General features: G+C 46.7%; 22 protein-coding genes. 1 reads left to right on the plus strand and 21 read right to left on the minus strand.

From position 1 onward, the window contains the following. Position 1: 1 nt before the first annotated feature. Together yqiS and GJB59_RS05945 are read right to left on the minus strand one after the other, a co-directional pair. The gene (gene yqiS, locus GJB59_RS05940) at positions 2 to 934 is read right to left on the minus strand and encodes a phosphate butyryltransferase (protein WP_142827859.1); all 933 of its coding nucleotides are present in this window, start codon (positions 932 to 934) and stop codon (positions 2 to 4) included. A gap of 134 nt (positions 935 to 1,068) precedes the next feature. Next, entirely contained in the window at positions 1,069 to 3,114 is a 2,046-nt protein-coding gene (locus tag GJB59_RS05945; RefSeq protein ID WP_142827858.1) for a sigma-54 interaction domain-containing protein, read from the minus strand. Between the two features lie 125 nt (positions 3,115 to 3,239). Between GJB59_RS05945 and GJB59_RS05950 the strand changes: the two genes are divergently transcribed. Beyond that, a complete protein-coding gene (locus tag GJB59_RS05950; protein WP_008499061.1) occupies positions 3,240 to 3,473 on the plus strand; it encodes a DUF2627 domain-containing protein in 234 nt (77 codons plus the stop codon). Between the two features lie 10 nt (positions 3,474 to 3,483). Here the strand turns inward: GJB59_RS05950 and GJB59_RS05955 are convergent, their stop codons facing one another. The 19 genes from GJB59_RS05955 to GJB59_RS06040 all read right to left on the minus strand — a co-directional run bounded on the left by GJB59_RS05955 (position 3,484) and on the right by GJB59_RS06040 (position 22,369). After that, positions 3,484 to 4,209, minus strand: a complete 726-nt coding sequence (locus GJB59_RS05955) for a glycerophosphodiester phosphodiesterase (RefSeq protein ID WP_142827857.1) — start codon at positions 4,207 to 4,209, stop codon at positions 3,484 to 3,486. Positions 4,210 to 4,596: 387 nt separating this feature from the next. Then, positions 4,597 to 4,728 carry a hypothetical protein gene (locus tag GJB59_RS19185; protein ID WP_268951304.1) on the minus strand — a complete coding sequence of 44 codons (132 nt, stop codon included), beginning with the start codon at positions 4,726 to 4,728 and terminating at the stop codon, positions 4,597 to 4,599. Positions 4,729 to 5,015: 287 nt separating this feature from the next. Beyond that, a complete protein-coding gene (gene spo0A / locus GJB59_RS05960; protein WP_142827856.1) occupies positions 5,016 to 5,783 on the minus strand; it encodes a sporulation transcription factor Spo0A in 768 nt (255 codons plus the stop codon). An 80-nt stretch (positions 5,784 to 5,863) separates the two neighbouring features. Next, positions 5,864 to 7,561, minus strand: a complete 1,698-nt coding sequence (gene recN, locus GJB59_RS05965) for a DNA repair protein RecN (RefSeq protein ID WP_142827855.1) — start codon at positions 7,559 to 7,561, stop codon at positions 5,864 to 5,866. 16 nt (positions 7,562 to 7,577) lie between these two features. Further along, positions 7,578 to 8,027, minus strand: a complete 450-nt coding sequence (gene ahrC / locus GJB59_RS05970) for a transcriptional regulator AhrC/ArgR (protein WP_142827854.1) — start codon at positions 8,025 to 8,027, stop codon at positions 7,578 to 7,580. Positions 8,028 to 8,177: 150 nt separating this feature from the next. Continuing rightward, entirely contained in the window at positions 8,178 to 8,999 is an 822-nt protein-coding gene (locus GJB59_RS05975) for a TlyA family RNA methyltransferase (protein ID WP_142827853.1), read from the minus strand. Next, complete coding sequence (gene dxs / locus GJB59_RS05980; protein ID WP_142828029.1) at positions 8,996 to 10,900, minus strand: 1-deoxy-D-xylulose-5-phosphate synthase; 1,905 nt, start codon at positions 10,898 to 10,900, stop codon at positions 8,996 to 8,998. The genes GJB59_RS05975 and dxs overlap by 4 nt, the downstream gene beginning before the upstream one ends. A 92-nt stretch (positions 10,901 to 10,992) precedes the next feature. Beyond that, complete coding sequence (locus GJB59_RS05985; protein WP_142827852.1) at positions 10,993 to 11,874, minus strand: polyprenyl synthetase family protein; 882 nt, start codon at positions 11,872 to 11,874, stop codon at positions 10,993 to 10,995. Then, entirely contained in the window at positions 11,871 to 12,107 is a 237-nt protein-coding gene (gene xseB, locus GJB59_RS05990) for an exodeoxyribonuclease VII small subunit (protein ID WP_142827851.1), read from the minus strand. Before xseB ends, GJB59_RS05985 begins: the two co-directional genes overlap by 4 nt. Next, the gene (xseA, locus tag GJB59_RS05995) at positions 12,100 to 13,461 is read right to left on the minus strand and encodes an exodeoxyribonuclease VII large subunit (protein ID WP_142827850.1); all 1,362 of its coding nucleotides are present in this window, start codon (positions 13,459 to 13,461) and stop codon (positions 12,100 to 12,102) included. Before xseA ends, xseB begins: the two co-directional genes overlap by 8 nt. A gap of 84 nt (positions 13,462 to 13,545) precedes the next feature. Next, a complete protein-coding gene (folD, locus tag GJB59_RS06000; RefSeq protein WP_142827849.1) occupies positions 13,546 to 14,406 on the minus strand; it encodes a bifunctional methylenetetrahydrofolate dehydrogenase/methenyltetrahydrofolate cyclohydrolase FolD in 861 nt (286 codons plus the stop codon). 14 nt (positions 14,407 to 14,420) lie between these two features. Continuing rightward, positions 14,421 to 14,810: a transcription antitermination factor NusB gene (gene nusB, locus GJB59_RS06005; protein ID WP_142827848.1), complete on the minus strand. Its 390-nt coding sequence runs from the start codon at positions 14,808 to 14,810 to the stop codon at positions 14,421 to 14,423. 205 nt (positions 14,811 to 15,015) lie between these two features. After that, positions 15,016 to 15,411: an Asp23/Gls24 family envelope stress response protein gene (locus GJB59_RS06010; protein ID WP_142827847.1), complete on the minus strand. Its 396-nt coding sequence runs from the start codon at positions 15,409 to 15,411 to the stop codon at positions 15,016 to 15,018. 15 nt (positions 15,412 to 15,426) lie between these two features. Next, positions 15,427 to 16,776 carry an acetyl-CoA carboxylase biotin carboxylase subunit gene (gene accC, locus GJB59_RS06015; RefSeq protein WP_142827846.1) on the minus strand — a complete coding sequence of 450 codons (1,350 nt, stop codon included), beginning with the start codon at positions 16,774 to 16,776 and terminating at the stop codon, positions 15,427 to 15,429. A 17-nt stretch (positions 16,777 to 16,793) separates the two neighbouring features. Further along, a complete protein-coding gene (gene accB / locus GJB59_RS06020) occupies positions 16,794 to 17,300 on the minus strand; it encodes an acetyl-CoA carboxylase biotin carboxyl carrier protein (RefSeq protein ID WP_142827845.1) in 507 nt (168 codons plus the stop codon). 126 nt (positions 17,301 to 17,426) lie between these two features. Further along, positions 17,427 to 17,987: an elongation factor P gene (gene efp, locus GJB59_RS06025; RefSeq protein WP_142827844.1), complete on the minus strand. Its 561-nt coding sequence runs from the start codon at positions 17,985 to 17,987 to the stop codon at positions 17,427 to 17,429. A gap of 17 nt (positions 17,988 to 18,004) precedes the next feature. Next, positions 18,005 to 19,072 (minus strand): M24 family metallopeptidase, encoded by a 1,068-nt coding sequence (locus tag GJB59_RS06030; protein ID WP_280525825.1) that lies wholly within the window; start codon positions 19,070 to 19,072, stop codon positions 18,005 to 18,007. Then, positions 19,069 to 19,509: a type II 3-dehydroquinate dehydratase gene (aroQ, locus tag GJB59_RS06035; protein ID WP_142827843.1), complete on the minus strand. Its 441-nt coding sequence runs from the start codon at positions 19,507 to 19,509 to the stop codon at positions 19,069 to 19,071. The genes GJB59_RS06030 and aroQ overlap by 4 nt, the downstream gene beginning before the upstream one ends. 301 nt (positions 19,510 to 19,810) lie before the next feature. After that, positions 19,811 to 22,369 (minus strand): vitamin B12-dependent ribonucleotide reductase, encoded by a 2,559-nt coding sequence (locus GJB59_RS06040; RefSeq protein WP_142827842.1) that lies wholly within the window; start codon positions 22,367 to 22,369, stop codon positions 19,811 to 19,813. Between the last annotated feature and the right edge of the window lie 34 nt (positions 22,370 to 22,403).

Here is a 22,403-nt window from a genome sequence, read left to right on the forward strand (position 1 = left end):
GTCAATTCCTCCTAATATATGTTCCTAAAGTTAACGATGAGCAAATCGCCAAAGCCAATGAATACAATTTGCTTTCGGCGCTGTCGGCTCGTGATGACAAAACTATCGGCGCTTTCGCACCGGCGATGATACTGCCGACTTTTGCATTTGAAAAAAAGACCAGTGATTTATACAGGATATTGCCGGACTCAATGGTTGGAACGAGCAGGATATCGGCTTTGCCGGCATTGTCGCCCGCAATCCGTTTATGCTTGGCCGCATCGACAGATATGGCATTGTCGAGAGCGTAGGGCCCGTCCACGATGCAATCTTTGATTTGGCCACGCCGGTTCATCGCGGTCAATGCCGCAGCGTCAAGAGTGGCCTGCATGTTCGGATTGATGACTTCCACTCCTGCCAGAGGCGCGACAATCGGCAGTTCAACACCGACTGAACGTGCGATCTGAACAGCATTTTGGATAATTTGTACTTTTTGAGGCAAATCCGGGCTGATGTTCATGCCCGCATCCGTTACAAAGATCAGCCTGTCGAAGCCAGGGACTTCAAAAGCGGCAATATGTGACATGACGGAGCCGGTTCTGAGGCCATACTCCGGATTCAATACTGCTTTGAGCAGCACTGCCGTCGCAATCTGGCCTTTCATCAAAATATCGGATTCGTTCATGAACACAGACTTTACCGCTTGTTCAGCAGCTTTCTCAACGCTGCTGACATGATAGAGCTGCACTTCAGGATGACCGAGCAGCTGCGGAAAATATTCCTGGATCATTGCTGTCATTGCCGCTTCATCATCGTACAGGTGAAAACGTGCCATTTTCCGGCTGACAGCCATACTGATGGCTTCCAAAACTGCTAAATCAGCAGCAGCGGCAACTGCCACTATGTGGTCAGAACCGTTCGGGGCATTTTCGATTAAATGGTTTAATGTGGCCATAACTGCTCACCTCATTCTTCTTAATTAAAACAGAACAGATGGCTATATATAAGAGATGAAAGCGTTTTATTTGCAATTTTATCCACAAAACTTTGCAAATACTTGCAAAACCCTGCAATAAATTGCAAAATCGATTACATCAACCCGTATTTCTCTAATTTGTAGTAGAGGGTGCGCAAGGAGATTTCCAGTTGTTTTGCCGTCTTTGATTTATTGCCATTTGATTGCTTTAGAGCATGGTGAAGAATTCCGCGCTCAACTGCGTCCAACTGCTCCTGCAGCGAAACAGAAGACGGGATCACCACTTCATTTTTGGTATCATCGACGCGGAGCATATTAAGTGGAATATGCTCTTCCGTTAGAGTTCTGTCGTTCATCTGCATGAAGATCATAGAACGGCTCAAAACGTTCTCAAGCTCCCGGACATTGCCCGGCCAATCGTATACGCGCAAATATTGCAGCGCTTTGTCGGAGATGGACTCGACACTCCGTCCGTATTCCTGGTTAAGTTTCAGCAGCAGCCGCTCGGCAATTCGGGGAATATCCTGTTTCCGATTGCGCAAAGGAGGAATGAGGATCGGCATCCGGTTCAGCCGGTAATATAAATCTTCCCGGAATTTTCCATCCAGCAAAGCTTTTTCCATATTAGCATTGGTTGATGCGATCACACGCACGTTGACAGGAATTGGTTTGCTGCCGCCAATCCGCAACGTTTCGTGTTCTTGCAGCACGCGCAGCAATTTGCTTTGCAGCGAAGAAGACAGTTCTCCGATTTCATCGAGAAAAATACTGCCGTTGTTCGCTTCCTCAAACAATCCGCGTTTTTCTCCAGTTTTAATGCCTGGAATCGCCCCTTCTTCATAACCGAAAAGTTCGCTTTCCAGCAATTCTTCGGAAAGAGCAGCACAGCTGACACGCACGAATTTATTGTATTTCCGTTCGCTGGCACTGTGGATGGCATGTGCAAAAAGCTCTTTGCCGGTTCCCGATTCACCGCGCAGCAAGACGGTAACCAAAGTTTGGGCCGCCAGTTTCGCCTGTTGGAGGGATAATTGCATTTCGGACGACAGACCGACGATGTCATCAAAAGTGTATTTAGATTCTAAAGTCCGGATGATGCTGCGGGCGCGGTCGAGTTCTTTCATCAAAGAACGAATTTCGGTCGTATCGTGAATGACTCCGACGCTGCCTTTTAACTTATTGTCGACGATGATCGGCGCAACATTAACGATGACTTCCCGGTTTGCTGGTCCAACTTTCAAATTGACACCACGCACAGGCTTGCGCGTCCTCAGTGCCTGTAAGTGCATGCTTTCCCCTTCAGATATATCCGCCGATGCAGGCTGGCCGATAACATCTTCCATCTGTAAGCCTGTAATGCGCGTATAAGCAGGATTTACAAGCAGGCCATTGCCCCTTTCATCTACAACAGAAATTGCATCGTCACTCGATTGGATGATGGCTTCCAGCATGGTCTGAATTTCCTTCAAGTCGGTAATTTCTTCAGCTAAAGACACCACCTCGGTGATATCTTTAAATACAGCAAATGCGCCGATTGTTTCGCCATTATCATCAATCATCGGAAAACGGGAAGTGACAATGGTCGAGCCGTTTTTCAGCTCTAATTCCTTATTCAACTCAATGCGTCCGGTTTCGTATATTCTCGGCAATTCACTCAGCGAGATAAACTCGTGGATGTGCCTGCCAATGGTTTCATCTACAGTCACCTCCAGCATCCTTGCTGCACTTTTGTTCATAAAGGTAATATGGCTGGTATTGTCAATGCCGATCATACCTTCTTCTATTGAATTGAAAATGATTTTTTCCCGGTGGCTTTCTTTGCTGAGGCGATTGGTAAAATGCTCTTTCTCCTCTAACAGCCGGACCAAAACGTTTGCAAGGCTTCCTGGTATAATGACGGTTTTTTTTAGGAAATGCTCCTGCAGTTTTTCATGCAGCTCATCGCTGCCCGTCACATCAAAGACGATATCAATATCCGTGTTGCTGAACTCACGGTAATCCTTTGCAACGGGTATGCCATGTAACTTTGCAGCGATAACGGCTCCTGCTTCGGGATTTAAGTCAACTACACCGGATACATGCAAATAATCAGATTCCAAAAAGAGGTTTAAAATTGCCGAACCTCCTCCTCCGCCTCCTATAATCAAAACGTTTTGCAAATTGATTCAACCTTTCGCATGAAGTTTTGCAAATAATTGCAACAATAGTTTAAGCGTACATCAGGAAGGTTTTCTTGACAACTTTAATGGAATTCGAAACAATAGATGATGAAGGATGTGGAATTATGGGTCGTCTAGTGGCATTTATCATCTTACTGATTCCTGGGATCATGGCGGCGTATGGCATCAAATTGATGCGCGATACCCTGTTCAATAAATTGCTTGAGCCTTATCCGGCTCTTTGGCTCCAATTTACACTCGGCACCATTTTTGTTGTGCTCGGAATTGGATTTTTTGCAGGATTCCTGTTGAACCGGGACCGCAAAAAAGGAAATGTTTCGAAAAGGTTCCAGAAATAAAAAATTGCGTCTACCCGATTGGGGTAGACGCAATTTTTCTTTTGACGCGATCCGGATAGTTGGTGATGATTCCAACTGTCTGCGGACCGAGTTGATCTATGAGTGATTCCGAACCGAGGATTCCATAAAGCCGGACTTTCTTGTCCAATTCTAAAATATCTTTCCAGAACAGTTTGGCAAGAAGCCGTTTGTGGAGATGGATGCTGTCGACCCAGTCCATTTCATTAATTCGCGACAACTGCTCATTCTTTTTAATGATCCAAGCCATTTCCATCGAAGGCATCAGTTTTTTCATATCATGCAAGAGCTTGGAGTTGAATGAAGACAAGTGTATATCTTCCATGCCCTCTAGCATGGCTGCAAGAATCTGCGGTCCTTTGGAATTTTTCGCAAACGATTCTTTTAATTCAACATTCAAAGGGATCTTCTTCTTTTTTGCCCACTGGAAAACTTCATAGGCCAATGGCATTTGATGGTGCTCAAAGTTGCGCCTCCACTTCCTGCCTATGCGCAATTCCTTTATTTCTTCGTATGCCAGCGTCTCGATGCCTGCGTTAACACCAGTCAGGCGCCGCAGGTTGTCATCGTGATAAACGACTACAACTCCATCTTTCGTAATTTGTACGTCAAGCTCAATGCCGACTCCAAACTCACATGCCTTAATAAAAGCGTTCCATGTATTTTCCAATGCGTATCCTGAAGCGCCTCGGTGTGCATACACTTTGACTTCAGACAATAAAATCATCCTCTTCCATTTCTGAAATATGCCAGACAAATATCGCAGGAATTACCACTGCTGTGCTTGCCGTCTGGATTCATAATTTATACTGTCATTCTAACATTTCGAGTCCTCAAGTAAAAGTGATGCCGTTCATACAGTTTTCCTTGCTGCAGTTTTTGAACTTTTTATATTTCCTTATGTAAAAAACTACATTTGAAGCATGATACAACAAAATTAACTCTGCCTGGAACCAAGTGGTTATGATTCGCAAAAGTTGCTTGGAGAAAACATAGGGTTCCAGTTACCCGGGATTTATTTTGAACACTGTTTTTGCCAAATAAAAAAACCAATGAACGAACCGCTCATCGGCTGCAACCATCTATGGATAAACTTTTAGTTTCGCTACAAAGACAGCATAGTAAACAACGCAATCAGAATGGTGACGCAATAGACACCGTAAAAATACAGCCGATCGACGACAGTTCCTTCGCCATTCCCTAAAAAGTAATCATCAATTTGCCTGATCAATTGCAATTGCGCTCGCCTCTTTTCACTCTGCTGAATTTACCGTTTTTGCATCAGTAAAGATGTTTTTTTCTCATCAGAAAAAACGGCGTCTATACCTTTTCCTTTATTTCGCCACTCTTAAACCATAATCCTGCTCTCCAAAATCAAAAAAATCAGGCGTTCGGCAGACTCGGTTAGCGTTATTCTGTTAAACAGCTTGGAACGCAACGCTTTTCCAACCCAGAATTTTTGTGTATGCAAAAAAAAAAACTTCCCGTCGCTTTTGCAGCGATCAGAAAGTTTTGCAAAATTGATTAGTCGTTATTATTGCGCATTTCCAGCCGCAGGCTATCTGCGACCATTGCAATAAACTCTGAATTAGTCGGTTTTGACTCAAGATGTGCTGCACTGTAGCCGAAAATTTTGGAGATGTGATCAACGGTTTCATGGCGATTCCACACTTGTTCGATTGCATGCCTGATTGATCTTTCGACCCGGGTAGAAGTGGTATCAAACTTGGCAGCGATGCCGGGATACAGCACTTTGGTGACTTTATTCAGGATATCGGGTTGTTCCAGTACGAGCAAGACCGCTTCCTTTAAATAATTATAGCCTTTTAAATGCGGCGGTATTCCGATATCTTTGACCATATTGGTGATCCGGTCTTCTGTCGTCAGCTTGTTGGCCTGCCCCGACATGCCGGTCCGGCTGTTCATAATATGATTGATCTGCACAGCCAAACGGTCAGCTTCAAAAGGTTTCATGATGAAATAGGAGGCACCGTATTCGGCGGCCTGGCTCATAATCGATTCCTGGCCGAATGCAGAAAGCATAATGACATCAATCTTCTGCAAATCACCATTTTCCTTAATGGCGTCAAGCACTGCAATTCCATCCAAATAAGGCATGATGATGTCCAGCAATAAAATATCGATGGGCGTACTGTTCAGCATCTCGATGCAGGTTTTGCCATTGTAAGCAACATCCACCACTTCCATATTGGGTTGTGCATTTAAATAATCCTGCATCAGTCCGACTAATTCGCGATTGTCATCTGCAATTGCGATTTTTATTTTGTCCATTCGACTCTCTCCTTGGTGACTGACTCAGGTAGCTACCGATGCGGGCAAAAGGATCGACTTTTCCTAAATTACCCTACAGCTTATTTCATCAGTAGTTTCCGGTCCGCTGCGAGCGACAGCAGTTCTTCCGCATGCTGCAGTGTCAGATCCGTGATCTCGGCGCCTGACAGCATTCGGCTCATTTCTTCTGTTCGTTCACGTCCATCCAGTTCGGTGACAGCAGTGGTTGTCCGCTGCTTGTCGACTTTCTTTTCAATGAATAAATGCTGATCGGCCATTGCCGCGACTTGCGGCAGGTGCGAGATGCACAATACTTGGGAATGGACCGAGATGGCCGCTATCTTTTCAGCAATTGCCTGTGCCACTCGTCCGCTGACGCCAGTATCCACTTCATCGAAAATAATGGAAGTAATGCCTTGGTGCTTGGAAAAAATGGTTTTCAACGCCAGCATCATTCGGGACAACTCCCCGCCTGATGCCACTTTTGTTAGAGGTTTCAGTGGTTCACCAAGATTTGTCGAAATATAGAAGGAAATCGCATCATGGCCATTACGGTCAAAACGGCCATTCGGCAATACAGAAAAGTTCACTTCAAACGATGCTTTTGCCATATGTAATTCCTTTAATTGCTCCATGATCGCTTTGCCAAGGCTTTTCGCGGCTTTCCGGCGGAGAATTGTCAGTTCTTCTGCTTCAACACGCAAATCTGCAGTTAATTCCTTTAATTTTTCCTGATCCAGCTGATAGCGTTGATCACGGTTAACCAATTTATCCAATTCATCTGTCTGCTTCTCATGATACAGCAAAATGTCTTCAACGGAAGCACCATATTTTCTTTTTAAGGATTGAATGACAGCTAAGCGCTGCTCGATTTCATTTAAACGGGCAGGATCGAATTCCATATCATCCAAAATCCGCTTGATTTCGGTTCCTGTGTCTTGAATCAAGTAAAAAGCACCAGTAAGTGTTTCTGATGATCCGGTGAAGGTTTCATCCACGGCTGCTGCATGTTCAAGTTCAGACATGGCCGATCCGATCCAGTCCAATCCTTTGCTTTCGCCTTGAATTGCTTCGTGGGCTGCTGAAATGGACTCGTAGATCTTGTTGAAATTTTGCAGTTTTTTACGTTCTGATACAAGTTCTTCTTCTTCGCCAAGAATCAATTCTGCTGCTTCAATTTCCTGCAGCTGGAAAGTCAGCAAGTCGATGCGCTGTGCAATTTGCTGCTCATTTTCTGTATAAGAAGAAAACTCGCGTTTTAGCTTTGTATATTTATCAAATGTATGGCTGTAGCTTTCTTTTGACTTTGCCAGGCTTTTCCCTGCAAATTGGTCGAGCAAGTGGAGATGCTGTTTTTCATCCATCAATTCCTGCGTTTCGTGCTGGCCGTGAATATCGATCAGCGAAGCACCAACCTCACGAAGTATAGAGATAGTCACCAGTTTCCCGTTGATGCGGCAAACATTTTTCCCTTTGTCATTCAACTCACGGCGCAGCAGAATATCGCCGTCACTCCAAGTGATGCCGAATTCTTCCAATCTCCGGAATACCGGGTGCTGTTCATCTTCCAGCGAAAACAGTCCTTCAATTTCCGCTTTTTTTGCGCCATGCCGAATAAACTCCTGGCTTCCCCGTCCGCCGGCCAAAAGATGCACAGCATCAATAATAATGGACTTCCCTGCACCGGTTTCCCCCGTCAAGACAGTCAGCCCTTCAGAAAAACTGACAGTTAATGCATCAATAATAGCAAAATTGCGTATGTCTAATTCCCGAAGCATGTCCGTTCACCTCTTCTTAAAGCATTTCAATTAAACGCTGTTTTAGAATTTCACGATGTTCGGTGTCTCTGCAAATAATCAAGCACGTATCGTCTCCGCAAATGGTTCCAAGAATTTCTTCCCAATCCAAATGGTCAATTAACGATCCGATCGCATGGGCATTGCCCGGCAATGTTTTCATAACGAGAAAATGGCTGGCACCGTCGATGCTGACAAAAGCATCTGTCAATGCCCGGTGCAGTTTCTGCATTGGGTTAAAGCGCTGATCCGCAGGCAGGCTGTATTTATAGCGTCCATCCTGAAGTGGTACTTTCACCAAATGCAATTCCTTTATATCACGCGATACGGTGGCTTGCGTCACTTCGTATCCGGCCGACTTCAGCAAGTCTACAAGTTCGTCCTGTGTTTCAATTTCACGGTTGGAAATGAGGTCGCGAATTTTAATGTGGCGCTGTCCCTTGTTCATGGTGTTCCCCCTTGAGTGAATATTTATTCCATATGCTTAATATCCTACAGTTATTTCATACATAAAACAAGAAAAGCGTTAGAGAACGATTGCGCGGATGACAGCAGAATTAAGGAGCTAAAAGAAAACACATTCCTTTTGGAATGTGTTTTACAAAGATTTGTGTGCAGACTCCACCGTTTCGTTGATAGATGCAACAGAGATATCAGCTATTTCACTGTCTTCGGCTGCAGACTGAAGGTGGAACAGGAACTCAATATTGCCTTCTCCGCCGGTAATCGGTGAAAATGACATGTTCTTTACGTGAAAACCAGATTCCACTGCAAACTTGCCCACTTTTTGCAGCACGTCGCGATGGATTTTCGGATCACGGATAATGCCTTTTTTCCCGACGTTTTCCCGTCCAGCTTCAAACTGTGGTTTGACCAGCGCGATAACATCGCCGCCGGGAACCAGCACCTGCTTTAAGACAGGAAAAATGATCCGCAAAGAAATAAACGAAACATCGATTGTTGCGAACTCAGGAAGCCCTTGACCAAAGTCTTCAGGTTTGGAATGGCGGAAGTTCACACGTTCCATAACCGTCACCCGTTCATCCTGGCGAATTTTCCAAGCCAATTGGTTATAGCCGACATCCAGTGCATAGCAATGCTTGGCGCCATTTTGAAGTGCACAGTCCGTAAAGCCTCCGGTTGATGAGCCGATGTCCAGCATCAGTTTGCCTTCCACCGAAAGGTCGAATTCCTGAAGGGCTTTTTCAAGCTTCAGGCCGCCTCGGCTGACGTATTTCAAGTCATTGCCTTTCATCTGAAGAGGGGCGTCTGCCATAATTTTCTCGCCGGGCTTGTTCATGCGCTCGGAATCCGAATAGATGATCCCTGCCATAATTGCCCGTTTTGCTTTTTCACGCGTTTCGCAAATGCCCCGTTCAACCAACAGGACATCTACACGTTCTTTTTTGGGTTTGTTCATAGAATGGTCGAACCTGCCTGCTTTTGGGCTTTTGTCCACTTTTTAACGACCCGGACAACTTCGTCGCTGTTCAAATGAATTTCATCCATCAGATCAGAAACGTCGCCATGTTCAATAAATTGGTCCGGAATTCCCAAACGGTCAATTGCGGACTCGCGATAATTATTTTCCTGAGCAAATTCCAGAACCCCACTGCCGAATCCGCCTTGAAGTACAGCTTCTTCGATAGTTACCACCGGGATTTTGCGTTCAAAAATGCTGTGCAGCATCGCCTGATCCATCGGCTTGATGAAACGGGCATTGACCACTTCTGCCGAAATGCCTTGTTCAAGCAATTGCTCGGCCGCGTGCATCGCCATCGGAATGGTTGTACCAAAAGTCAGAATGACCGCATCAGTCCCTTTTTGCAGTACTTCCCAAGAACCGATTGGCAATGTGTGAAGCTCTTCGTCCATTGGCACGCCAAGGCCATTGCCTCTTGGATAACGCAAAGCAATTGGGCCGCCGTTGTAATCGATAGCCGTTTTGACCATATGCTGGCCTTCATTTTCGTCTTTTGGCATCATGATGACCATATTCGGCAAATGGCGCAGGAACGCGATATCAAAAACGCCTTGGTGCGTTTCGCCATCTGCTCCAACCAATCCCGAACGGTCGATTCCGATAAAGACATTTAAATTCTGGCGGCAAATATCGTGAACGACCTGATCATACGCGCGCTGCAGGAACGTGGAATAAATTGCCAGGAATGGTTTCATGTCCTGCGTTGCCAGTCCGGCAGCCATCGTAGTGGCATGCTGTTCGGCAATCCCAACATCGAACATGCGGTCCGGGAATTCAGAAGCAAATCCTTCCAGTTTCGACCCAACCGGCATTGCCGGTGTAATCGCTACAATCCGTTCGTCCGTGCGAGCCAGTTTGCGGACAGTTTCCGCTACCAGGCCGCTCCATGAAGGTGCTTTTGAAGAAGATTTCACCAGATCGCCAGTTTCCATCTTATATGGGCCAGTCCCATGCCATGTACCAATGATATCCTGTTCTGCAGGCAAAAACCCTTTGCCTTTTTTCGTAACGACATGCAGCAAAACGGGTCCTTTTGTTTTCTTGGCATAGCGAAGATTTTCTTCCAGCTCTTCCAGGTCATGGCCGTCTATCGGCCCCAAATAGGTAAAGCCCATCTCTTCGAAGAACATACCTGAAACCACTAGATATTTCAGGGAATCTTTTACTCGCTCAGCCGTCGAGGCAAGTTTGCCGCCGACTGCTGGAACTTTTTTCAATAAATATTCCAGATCATCTTTTACTTTGTTGTATTTTCCAGCAGTCCGCATCCGTCCAAGCATACTGTGCATGGCGCCGACGTTTGGAGCAATGGACATTTCATTGTCGTTGAGAATGACAACCATATCCGTTTGCGCATGGCCTATGTGATTTAACGCTTCAAAAGCCATTCCGCCTGTCAACGCTCCGTCCCCAATAATCGGGATTACGTGGTTGCTGTCTTTTTTTATGTCGCGGGCAGCAGCCATTCCCATCGCTGCCGACAATGACGTCGAACTATGGCCAGTTTCCCATACGTCGTGATCGCTTTCATTGCGCTTCGGAAATCCGCATAGGCCTTTAAATTGACGCAAAGTGTCAAATTGGCTGGCTCTTCCTGTCAGGATTTTATGTACGTAAGATTGATGTCCTACGTCCCAGATAAACTTGTCTGCCGGACTGTCGAATACTTTATGCAGCGCAACCGTCAGTTCCACTACACCAAGATTCGGACCAATATGCCCGCCTGTTCTTGATAAATTTTCTATTAGAAACCGTCTTATATCTTCACTTAATACTTCAAGCTGCTTGGTATTCAGCTCTTTTAAGAAAGATGGACTAGTAATCGAATGAAGATCCATTGCCATCACGCACCTTTTATAAAATTTTCCTTCAGACTGCCTGTTCATATTATATCAGTCTCTAGAGAATGTACAAATCAGAGACTTGAAAATCAGCTTTTTCTTTGAACAATCAAATGCGTCAACTGCAAAAGCAACGATTTTTCGCCATTTAGCGAATGCAGGGCATCGATGGCTTGTGAAGCGTGAAATTCAAGCTTTTCTTTTGCTTTAGGCAAAGTCAATAGACCCGGATAGGTACTTTTTTCACTGGATTCGTCTTTGCCCGCCGTTTTGCCAAGCTCCGCAGAAGTTCCCGTAACGTCTAGAATGTCATCCTGAATTTGAAAAGCAAGTCCTAAGTGCTCACCGAATCGGCTCAGCGCCATCATTTCCTTGTTGGAAGCCTTTGCAAGGATCCCGCCGGCTAAAATGCTGTACGTCAGCAATGCGCCTGTTTTCAACCGGTGCACCTGCTCCAATTCCTGCAGCGTCAGCTTCTTTTCTTCACCTTCGATATCGAGCACTTGCCCTCCGACCATTCCTTCAGCTCCTGAAGAAACGCTCATCAAATCAATCAAGCGCACTTTATCATCGCTTGAAACATGCTGCAGGCGTGCAACGATGCCAAAGCTGTAAGTCAGCAGCGCGTCCCCTGCAAGAATGGCGACAGCTTCCCCGAACACTTTATGGTTGGTCGGCATGCCGCGCCGCAAATCGTCATTATCCATGCTCGGCAAGTCATCATGAATGAGCGAGTAAGTATGGATCATTTCAATTGCTGCAGCCACTTTCAGCGCATCCGGATGCTCTTCTCCGCTCAACTCATGAAGAACAGCCAACAGCAAGATCGGGCGGATCCGTTTCCCGCCAGCCTGCAAGGAGTAATGCATGGACTCCTTCAGCGAATTTGGAATCGACAGAGACAGGATTTGTTCGGCCATCTGCTGTTGGATTAGTGGTTCATAATGGGTTCGAAATTCAGTTAAGTTCATTTGGCATTCCCGTCCATTTCGATGTCAGCCGGCACTTCTTTGCCATCCTTCATCATCGTCACGAGCTGGCTTTCTGCATTCTGCAATTTGTCGTGGCAGACTTTTGATAGTTCCATGCCTTTTTGGTAAAGCGTCAATGCCTGCTCGAGCGGCACATCCCCCTGTTCGAGCTGGCGGACAATTTCCTCAAGTTGTTCCATTGCATCATTGAACATGATTTTCTTTTCAGCCATCTTTTTGGTCTCCTTTTTTTGCGGGATTGGTTTCATTGACAGTCGTTTGGACAGTGCCGTCCTGCATGGCGATGATCAGGCGATCACCTGACTTCACTTGCGACACGCTTTTGACGACGTTTCCATCTATATAAGGAATCGAATAGCCCCGGTCCATAATTTTCAGCGGACTCAGTGCATCTAGCGTTCGAAGCGCTGAAGACAGTTGCTGGGACCGGTTTTTCAACAGATGGTTCATTTGATAATCGAGTCTTCTCGCCAGTTCCGCCACTTCCGTTTCAGATTGGCGGATTCGCTTGAGCGGCACGCGTGATTTCAGCTGCTGATCCAGTGTGCGGTAGCGTTCCTGGGAGCGCTTTATATGCTGGACAGACTCCCGCTGGAGCGACTCGGTGGCGCGTTCAACACGTTCAATGAACGGCCGGTACAGACGCTCCGGATAAGCCAGCGGGAAGGATGAGGTCAATCGGTTCAGCACCTGCTTGTGCTGGCTGACGGTTCCGGAAACGGTACGGTACATCCGGCTGCGGTAGCTGGATATGCGCTCAAGCAGCTCTGCCTGGCTTGGGACCGCCAGTTCTGCAGCAGCAGTCGGCGTCGGCGCCCGAAGATCTGAAACAAAGTCGGCAATGGTCGTATCGGTTTCATGGCCGATGGCGGAAATGACCGGGATTTGTGAATCAAAAATGACCCGCGCCACTGCCTCTTCATTAAACGCCCATAAATCTTCGATCGATCCGCCGCCGCGTCCAACGATCAGTACATCAAAATCACCTTTATTGGCTGATTGGACAGACTGAACGATTGATTGCGTAGCACCTGCCCCTTGTACAAGCGTCGGATACAGGACAACCTCCGCCAGCGGATAGCGGCGGTGCAAGGTGATGATAATATCGCGTACAGCAGCACCCGTCTGGGCAGTGACCACAGCTATCCTTTTTGGAAAACGCGGCAAGGACTTTTTATGGTTTGCGTTAAACAAGCCTTCTTTGGCCAGCTTTTCTTTTAATTGTTCAAACGCCAGGTAATAATCACCGATACCGTCAGCCTGCATAGACTGCGCATACAATTGGTACTGGCCGGATGCTTCGTAGACTGAGACATCCCCTCGGATCAGCACAGTCATGCCGCTTTCAGGTTTGAATTTTACGGATTTGGCGCTTGCCGAGAACATGACGCCCGGCAACCGCGCGGCATTGTCTTTCAACGTAAAGTAAATATGGCCGCTGGTATGGATTTTGACATTCGATAGCTCCCCCTTGACGTAAACATCGCGGAGGTGAGGATCGGCATCAAACTTCTTTTTTATGTATTTGGTTAACGCTTTAACACTTAAGTATGGGTCGTTTGACACACGTTCAACCCCTGTCTGTGAATTTAAAAAGCTGTCTTTCTTTCGAAAAACAGCCCTATTGCTCTTTATTTTACATGCTTATGCCTATTTTGTCTTTGATAACCCTTTTTCAGCCGATTCCAATGTATTGCCCATCAGCATCGCAATGGTCATTGGGCCAACCCCTCCAGGTACCGGCGTCACAAATCCGGCTTTTTCTTGGACATCTTCAAAGTCGACATCTCCGCATAACTTGCCGTTTTCGTCCCGGTTCATGCCGACATCAATGATGACTGCACCCGGTTTGATAAACGTGTGGTCAATAAATTTAGCTCTGCCGATCGCAGCAATCAAAATATCCGCTTGTGCTGTAAAACTCGCCAAATCCTTTGTTTTGGAATGGCAGTATGTCACAGTTGCATCTTTTTGAAGCAGCAGCTGGCCAATCGGCTTGCCCACGATGTTGCTGCGGCCGATAACCACCGCATGCTTGCCTGCTGGGTCAATGCCGTAATGCGACAGGAGCTCCATGATGCCGTGCGGCGTGCATGGCAGGAAGGCGTCTTTGCCGATCATCATATTGCCGACTGAAATCGGATGAAATCCATCCACATCTTTTTCGGGACTGATCGCTGAAATCACTTTAAATTCATCGATTTGTTTTGGAAGCGGCAATTGCACCAGGATGCCATGAATTTGCGGATCCTGATTTAATTGGTCTATTTTCGCCAACAGCTCCTGTTCGGTCAATGCATCCGAAAACTGGTGAAGATCCGAGCGCATGCCAAGTGCTTCACAGGTTTTTTTCTTGTTTTTCACATATGTAAGGGAGGCGGAGTTTTCCCCGACCAGCACGACGGCAAGTCCCGGAATAATCCCCTGCTGCGCAAGTTTTTCTACCCGCTCTTTTACTTGAACTTTAATTTTCTGGCTTACCGCTTTTCCATCAATCAGTTTTGCAGTCATGTAAATTCCTCCAATTAAATTGCTGATTCGTCTGTGAACTTCGAAAGGACCCCATTGACAAAGCGGCTGGATTTATCATCCCCAAAGGTTTTGCTCAGTTCAATCGCTTCGTTCATGATTACGCGCGCCGGGGCATCTTCCATGTAGCCGAGTTCGAAGACAGCCATGCGAAGAATCGTCCGTTCGATTTTCGGAAGCCGTTCCAGTGACCAATTTTCCAGGTGGCCGACCAGTTTCTCATCAATTTCTGCCATATTGGCGTGAGTGCCTTGTACCAGCAAACTATAGAAATTGTCGTTTTCTCCAGCCATCACATGGTCCATGGCTTCATCAATGGTCAGTTCAGTTCCCTCTAATTGAAATAAGGTCTGAAGCGCCTTTTCGCGTGCTTCGTGTCGTTTCATAATATATCCGATCTCCTTTTCACAGCTAATTAACCCCCATTATACAGGTATTCCGGCTGAACTTCCATGTTTGAAATGTTCGGTCAATAGGCTGTCAGCGCCTTGTGACACTTGTTTTCAAACAGGATTTTTTTGGGCTAGCCATTATAAACAAAGAAGAGGCTGTCCCGAAGCCATTTTCTGGTCTACGGGACAGCCTCGCTGCTCATTCTGCTGCTTGGGGCTCGAAATTGACGCCTGTAATATGGACATTTACTTCTTGTGTCTGAAGTGAAGTCATATTCTCAAGCGTCTGCCGTACTTGTTCTTGAATCTTTAAAGCAGTCTTTGGAATGGAAACGCCGTAATTGATGACGCAATAAACGTCTATCGCCAGTCCTTCTTCAGACAAATCGGTTTTGATGCCTTTGCCATGGACTTTTTTCCCCAAACGCTCGACAACTCCCGATGCGAAATTGCCGCGCATGCTGGCAACGCCTTCAATGTCTGATGCCGCGATGCTGGCGATGATTTCCAAAACTTCCGGAGCTACCTCGATATTGCCCAGATCCTGTGCTCCATGCGATTTCATGCGTACGTAAGGTGCCGTTTTTTCTGCCATTTGCCAAGCTCCTCCTTATGATCCCAGTACATCGTATTTTTCAAGGAATTTCGTATTGAAATCGCCTGATTTGAATACTTCGTGATCCATTAATTTCAAATGGAATGGAATCGTTGTAAACACGCCTTCGATGACGAATTCATCCAATGCACGCTTCATTTTTGCAACTGCTTCTTCACGGGTATCCGCAAACGTAATCAGTTTGGCCACCATGGAATCGTAATAAGGCGGAATCGTATAGCCTGAATACATGGCAGAGTCAATTCTGACGCCCATACCGCCCGGAGGCAAGTACATATCGACTTTTCCAGCCGACGGCATAAAGTTCTTGGCCGGGTTTTCAGCATTGATGCGGCATTCAATAGACCAGCCTTTGAATGTTACATCTTCTTGTGTATAGGCAAGTGTTTCACCCGAAGCAACTTTTAATTGCTGTTGAATCAAGTCAATTCCTGTGATCATTTCCGTAACCGGATGCTCTACTTGGATGCGTGTATTCATTTCCATAAAGTAGAATTTCTGGTTGACAGCGTCAAAGATAAATTCCACTGTTCCTGCTCCGCGGTAGTTGACAGCCAAAGCCGCTTTTACGGCAGCATCGCCCATTTCTGCGCGCAACTCTGGCGATAGGGCCGGTGATGGTGCTTCTTCGACCAATTTTTGCATGCGCCGCTGGATGGAGCAATCACGTTCACCCAAATGGATGGCGTTGCCATGGGAGTCAGCAAGCACCTGGATTTCGATATGGCGGAAATCCTCGATGAATTTCTCGATATAAACACCTGGGTTGCCAAAAGCTGCCGCTGCTTCTTTTTGGGTCATGTTCAAGCCTTTGACGAAATCCTCACGCGTGTGCGCCACACGGATTCCTTTACCGCCGCCCCCGGCCGTTGCTTTGATGATGACTGGAAAACCGAGTTCATCGGCAATGCGCAGCCCTTCTTCTTCACTGGCTACAATGCCGGTTGAACCGGGTACGACAGGCACGCCCGCTTGCCGCATCGTTTCACGCGCCACGTCTTTAGTGCCCATACGCGAAATCGCATCTGCGGTCGGACCGATAAACATGATGTCGCAAGCTTCACAAAGCTCCGCAAAACTGGCATTTTCAGCCAGAAATCCGTATCCCGGGTGGATGCCGTCACAATTGGTAAGTTTGGCCACCGACATGATATTGGAAAAGTTTAGGTAACTGTCTTTCGATAGTTTTGGACCGATGCAATACGCTTCATCTGCAAGTTCTACGTGAAGCGCTTCTTTATCGGCCTCTGAATATACGGCGACCGTTTCGATCCCCATCTCTTTGCAAGCACGGATGATCCGGACCGCAATTTCTCCACGGTTTGCAATCAATACTTTCTTCATCGCCATCTCCCCTTTCCTCAGTTTGCTTTCACGAGGAATAAAGGCTGGCCATATTCAACAAGCTGTCCATCTTTTACAAGAATTTCAGCAATTTCCCCATCCACTTCAGCTTCGATTTCATTGAATAATTTCATCGCTTCAACGATGCAGACCACCTGATCGGCAGTAACTTTTGTTCCCGTTTGCACATATGGCGCCTCGTCCGGTGACGGAGACTCGTAAAATGTGCCAACCATCGGAGAAAGAATTTTGTGATATTCAGAATCGTTGTCAACCAGGACTTCAGGCGCTTCCTGTGAGACCAACTCTTCTGCGTCCGGTTCTTTTGCCGGTGCTGGAGAACTTGGCGGTTCTACTGTTTTTGGTGTTTGGGGCGCTTGGACGGATGAACTGCCCGCTTGCTGGGCATTTCCTGAACCGCTTTTCTTCATTTTGACTTTGACGCCTTCAAATTCGTATGAGAATTCCTCAATGGACGACCCATCTACCAATTTGATAATTTCACGGATTTCTTGAATTTTCATATTGATCCTACTCCCCTAATATGTATTTAACTGATTTCTATTCCATTTTAGACTTTTTCAGCGTGTTTTGAAATAGCTGAGCCGACTTTTTAAAAAAAGGCCTCTAAAATAGAGGCCTTCTGCTTGTTATTGAGCTCGTGATACGTACGAAGAATCAGTTGTGTTGATGATCAGGTGATCGCCTTCATTGATGAAAAAAGGAACCTGCACAGACAATCCGGTTGACAATATCGCAGGTTTTGAACCGCCGCTTGCTGTATCGCCTTTGATGCCCGGATCTGTTTGAACCACTTCCAGGACAACCGTGTTCGGCAATTCTACTCCGAGCACTTCCCCTTGGAACTGGATAACTTGGACTTCCATGTTTTCCTGAAGAAACTTCAATTCGTATTCAATATTTTTTTCAGGCAGTTCGATTTGGTCGTATGTTTCTGTATCCATGAAAGCATGCATATCGCCATTGGCATACAAATACTGCATTTTGCTGTTGTCGATCTGTGCTTTGGCTACTTTTTCGCCGGCACGGAAAGTTTTTTCTGTAACGCTTCCTGAACGCAGATTGCGAAGCTTTGTCCGTACGAAAGCAGCACCTTTACCTGGTTTTACATGCTGAAATTCCATGACGCGCCAAATTCCGCCGTCTACTTCAATTGTGACACCTGTTTTAAAATCGTTTACTGAAATCATTATAGTTCCTCCGTTTGTTATAAAATGCGAAGCTCTTTTGTGGAGTTAGTCAACCGTTCATTTCCTGACTCGGTTATCAGTATATCATCTTCGATACGGACTCCGCCAACTCCTGGCAGATAAATTCCCGGTTCCACGGTTACAGCCATGCCTGGCTCCAAAACCGTTTCCGATCTGAATGACAAGCCTGGACTTTCATGGACTTCCAAGCCGATGCCATGTCCAGTTGAATGGCCGAAAGCTTCACCGTACCCTTTGGACTTGATGAAATCGCGTGCCAGCGCATCCGCCTCGATGCCGCTCATGCCCGGTCCGATTTTCTCTACGCCCAATTCTTGCGCCTTCAATACAATATCATAAATTTCTTTCATCTGCGCTGAAGGTTCACCAACAGCTACCGTGCGGGTAATGTCAGAAATGTATCCGTTGTAGAGGGCTCCAAAGTCCAAAGTGATCATGTCGCCTTTTTCAATGACTTTGTCCGTTGCTACACCATGCGGCAAGGCTGAGCGAAGTCCTGAAGCCACAATGATATCAAAACTAGAAGAGGTCGCACCTTGTTTTCTCATGAAAAATTCAAGTTCATTGGAAACTTCCACTTCTTTTTGGCCTGGACGAATAAATCCGCAAATGTGCTCGAAAGCATCGTCCGCAATTTTGGCTGCGGCTTTCAGGATAGACACTTCTTCCGGCGTCTTGACCATCCGGATTTTTTCTATCAAGTTGCTGATGGGTTCCAGTTCTGCATCCATTTTTTCTTTGTATTGGGTTGCCGTTGAATAAGTCATATAATCCTGCTCAAAAGCAAGCGTTTGGATATCCAAAGATTTAACAGTCTGAACGGCTTGGTCCATCAGATTTTTCTCTGCCTGCACCACTTCAAACTCTTTTATTTGTTCGTTTGCCTGTTCAGTGTAACGAAAATCTGTGATAAAAACCGCTCTTTCCGGAGTAACAATCGCCAGCCCGGCAGTTCCAGTAAATTCTGTTATGTAACGCAAATTATAAGGACTGGTGACAAGGACTGCCTCGACGTTCCGCTGTTTCATTTCAGTTCGTAATTTTTGAAGTTTCAATGTGTTCATCCTCTCTCCTGTTTTAAGATCAGCGCGTGCAGCGCCAATTTGTAGACATCCTGCCCAAATCCGACAATCTGCCCGATAGTAACCGGAGAAATATACGAATGGTGGCGGAATTCTTCCCGTTTATGGACATTGGATATATGTACTTCAATAACTGGGACCTCGATTGCAGCAATGGCATCGCGTATGGCTATGCTTGTATGCGTATAGGCTCCAGCATTCAAAACAATGCCAGAAAGCGCTTCATCTCCAGCCCCGTGAATCCAGTCAATCAATTCCCCTTCGTGATTCGACTGGCGGCAAATCAACTCAATGCCATGGTGATAGGAAAACTCCACCAGCTCCTGCTCCAGCTCTTCCAAAGTAAAGGTTCCGTATGCTTCTTTCTCCCGCTTGCCCAGGCGGTTTAAATTAGGGCCGTTCAGAACCAGTACACGCATTTGACCTTCTCCCTCCCTTGACACATTCTTAATTATTTTAACATATCGGAACAATCGAGCAACTTTTTAGAAAAGCGCAAGCGCCTGTTCAGAATCGACAGGCTTAAGGCAGGTTGCCGAAGCGGCGTTTCTGTGCCGCACAGGCAAGCGGACTTAAGACCCCGAGATTCTGGGCGCTGGAGCTGGACAATTAGAAAAAGCGCAAGCAGCCATGTAGATTCGACGGGCATAAGACGATCCGGCCTATGCAACCAGCCAATAAAAAAAACGCGATGGCTGCTTTGCCATCGCGCTGGTCATTTTATAATCCGCATTTCAGTTGAGCATTGCAGTTGGTGCATGTGTTGCAGCCGCCCATTTCTTCCACTGTCCCCTGACGGCACACTGGGCATGTGTCGCCCACTTCAGAACCGATGCTGACATTGGTAGAACGGATGTCCTGAATAGTATCGACCAGGACGATCGGACGCTTGCCCGTTTCTTCCGGCTGATGCTCTTCTTCAAACGTGTTGTCTTCAGCTTTCAGCGTCAGAACCTGAGAGTCACGGCTGCCGTCGACGTAAACCGTACCGCCTTTTGCTCCGCCTTTGTAGAGACGCTCATAGACGCCTTCCACCTGTTCGACTGTATAGCCGCGCGGTGCGTTGACTGTTTTCGAGATAGATGAATCGATCCAGCGCTGGATGATGCACTGGACATCCGCGTGTGCTTCAGGCGCCAGGTCCATGGACGTGACAAATGCCTTCGGCAAGTTTTCTTCATCCGCTTCCGGATTGTTCTTCAAGTATTCACTGACGATGTCTGCTTTGACCTCGATAAATTTCCCAAGACGGCCGCTGCGGTAGTACGTAAATGAATAATATGGTTCAAGTCCGGTTGAAACGCCAACCATTGTACCGGTAGATCCTGTTGGTGCCACCGTCAATAGATGCGAATTGCGGATTCCTTTTTCAAGAACCGCTTCAAGCACATGCTCAGGCATGCCCTGCATAAATCCGGTTTCCGTAAATGCTTTGCGGAGTGCTGCTGTTTCTTCATCGGTTTTGCCGACAAGGAATGGGAAGCTGCCGCGTTCTGCTGCCAGGTCTGTCGACACTTCGTATGCTGCAGTAGCAATCGTCTTGAAGATTTCATCCACAAGGTCATTGCCTTCCGGCGAGCCGTATTCTTTATCGCAGTAGATCAACAGATCAGCAAGTCCCATAACGCCAAGGCCTACCCGGCGTTCACCGAGTGCCTGCACCTTGTTATCTTCAAGGAAGTATGGGGTTGCATCGATCACATTGTCCTGCATGCGAACTCCGACGCGAACCGTCTCTTTTAAAGCTTCAAAATCGACAGTTTTCGTTTTCGGATCAGCGAACTGTGCCAGGTTTACCGCGGCCAAGTTGCATACTGAATACGGAGCCAATGGCTGTTCGCCGCAAGGGTTGGTTGCCACTACTTTTTGTCCATATGCTGCCGCATTTGTTTTTTCGTTTGCATTATCAATAAAGAAAATGCCGGGTTCAGCTGAATAAGTCGCACAAATATTGACCAGGTTCCATAGTTCCCGTGCTTTCATCGTGCGGTAAACACGGACGCCGTGGCCCATGCGTTCCCACTCGCGAACATCGCCGACTTCCTGCCATTTTTCATTATAAATCGCCATTTCCTCTTTCGAATAAGATTCCACTGCAGGAAAGCGCAGATCGAAATCTTCGTCGTTTTCGACAGCGGTCATGAAATCGCTCGTCAAAGTGACTGAAATGTTGGCGCCTGTCAAAAATTCTTCGTTATGGACCGAGTAAGTACCGCCATCGCGCAGCTTTGTTTCAGCGTCGCGCATGATTTTCTCGTTAAATCCGCCCATTCCAGGAATCGCACGGTAGTTCAGGATTCCCTGGTACATCGCATCTTCCTGATCAGTCAGCGGTTTGAACTTCAGTTTATCGTGAGCCAATTTCTTGATTGTTTCATCAGTTGTATTTTCGATCAAATAGCGCAGGATGCGTGGATTCTGCATTTTTGAGATGATGAATTCGGCAATATCCGGATGCCAGTCTGCCAGCATGATCATCTGTGCTCCGCGGCGTGAACCGCCTTGCTCGACAAGATGCGTCAGTTTGGCGATATCGTCCAGCCAAGATACAGACCCTGACGATTTGCCGTTGACTCCGCGAGCCAATGTGTTGCGCGGGCGAAGAGTCGAACCGTTGGTGCCGACTCCGCCTCCGCGGCTCATGATTTCCATCACTTGTTTGCGGTGATCGGAAATGCCTTCGCGCGAGTCCGCAACAAATGGCATGACGTAGCAATTGAAATAAGTTACATCTGTATCAGCGCCTGCTCCGTAAAGAACACGTCCTGCCGGAATGAATTTTAATCCGACCAATTGCTGGTAGAATTTCTCAAACCATTCCTGACGTTTTTCAGGTGTTTTCTCTACAGAAGCAAGTCCTGTTGCATTGCGTTTCGCAATCTGCTCGTAAAACACTTCAAGCGGCTTCTCAATCACGTCGATCGGGCGATTGACGATGCCTGCTTCCTGCTCCTTCGGATTGTCGATTGCGCTTCGGTAATCTTCCTCAATCCAAACTTGGGCTTTGTTTGCCTGGTGATCGATGGAAACGATAAAGCCAAGGCCGCGGGCCGGAAATTTCGGATCCTCTTTGACAGTCAGTACGACAAAGTCGCCTGCCTTCAGGGTTTTTTTCTCCGTATCCTTGAACGAATAACGGTCAATCATCACAAGACGGGATACCCCTTTATGCGTTACTTTCATATCCGGAGTAATTGCGTGCACTTGTGGAAACGTTTTGATATCTTCGTTTAAAGATCTTGAATTTAATGAGTACTGGGATTGTGTGGCAGAAACCATTGACAATTCCTCCTTCGTGTTATATGGAGTGAGA

Source organism: Planococcus soli, from assembly GCF_016881065.1.
Classification (GTDB): Bacteria; Bacillota; Bacilli; order Bacillales_A; family Planococcaceae; genus Planococcus; species Planococcus soli.

Bases quoted from the DNA above. Each gene is read 5' to 3' on its own strand.
- yqiS (WP_142827859.1), bottom strand. From the start codon at position 934: ATGGCCACATTAAACCATTTAATCGAAAATGCCCCGAACGGTTCTGAC.
- GJB59_RS05950 (WP_008499061.1), top strand. From the start codon at position 3,240: ATGGGTCGTCTAGTGGCATTTATCATCTTACTGATTCCTGGGATCATG.
- spo0A (WP_142827856.1), bottom strand. From the start codon at position 5,783: ATGGACAAAATAAAAATCGCAATTGCAGATGACAATCGCGAATTAGTC.
- recN (WP_142827855.1), bottom strand. From the start codon at position 7,561: ATGCTTCGGGAATTAGACATACGCAATTTTGCTATTATTGATGCATTA.
- ahrC (WP_142827854.1), bottom strand. From the start codon at position 8,027: ATGAACAAGGGACAGCGCCACATTAAAATTCGCGACCTCATTTCCAAC.
- GJB59_RS05975 (WP_142827853.1), bottom strand. From the start codon at position 8,999: ATGAACAAACCCAAAAAAGAACGTGTAGATGTCCTGTTGGTTGAACGG.
- dxs (WP_142828029.1), bottom strand. From the start codon at position 10,900: ATGGATCTTCATTCGATTACTAGTCCATCTTTCTTAAAAGAGCTGAAT.
- GJB59_RS05985 (WP_142827852.1), bottom strand. From the start codon at position 11,874: ATGAACTTAACTGAATTTCGAACCCATTATGAACCACTAATCCAACAG.
- xseB (WP_142827851.1), bottom strand. From the start codon at position 12,107: ATGGCTGAAAAGAAAATCATGTTCAATGATGCAATGGAACAACTTGAG.
- folD (WP_142827849.1), bottom strand. From the start codon at position 14,406: ATGACTGCAAAACTGATTGATGGAAAAGCGGTAAGCCAGAAAATTAAA.
- nusB (WP_142827848.1), bottom strand. From the start codon at position 14,810: ATGAAACGACACGAAGCACGCGAAAAGGCGCTTCAGACCTTATTTCAA.
- GJB59_RS06010 (WP_142827847.1), bottom strand. From the start codon at position 15,411: ATGGCAGAAAAAACGGCACCTTACGTACGCATGAAATCGCATGGAGCA.
- accC (WP_142827846.1), bottom strand. From the start codon at position 16,776: ATGAAGAAAGTATTGATTGCAAACCGTGGAGAAATTGCGGTCCGGATC.
- accB (WP_142827845.1), bottom strand. From the start codon at position 17,300: ATGAAAATTCAAGAAATCCGTGAAATTATCAAATTGGTAGATGGGTCG.
- efp (WP_142827844.1), bottom strand. From the start codon at position 17,987: ATGATTTCAGTAAACGATTTTAAAACAGGTGTCACAATTGAAGTAGAC.
- GJB59_RS06030 (WP_280525825.1), bottom strand. From the start codon at position 19,072: ATGAACACATTGAAACTTCAAAAATTACGAACTGAAATGAAACAGCGG.
- aroQ (WP_142827843.1), bottom strand. From the start codon at position 19,509: ATGCGTGTACTGGTTCTGAACGGCCCTAATTTAAACCGCCTGGGCAAG.
- GJB59_RS06040 (WP_142827842.1), bottom strand. From the start codon at position 22,369: ATGGTTTCTGCCACACAATCCCAGTACTCATTAAATTCAAGATCTTTA.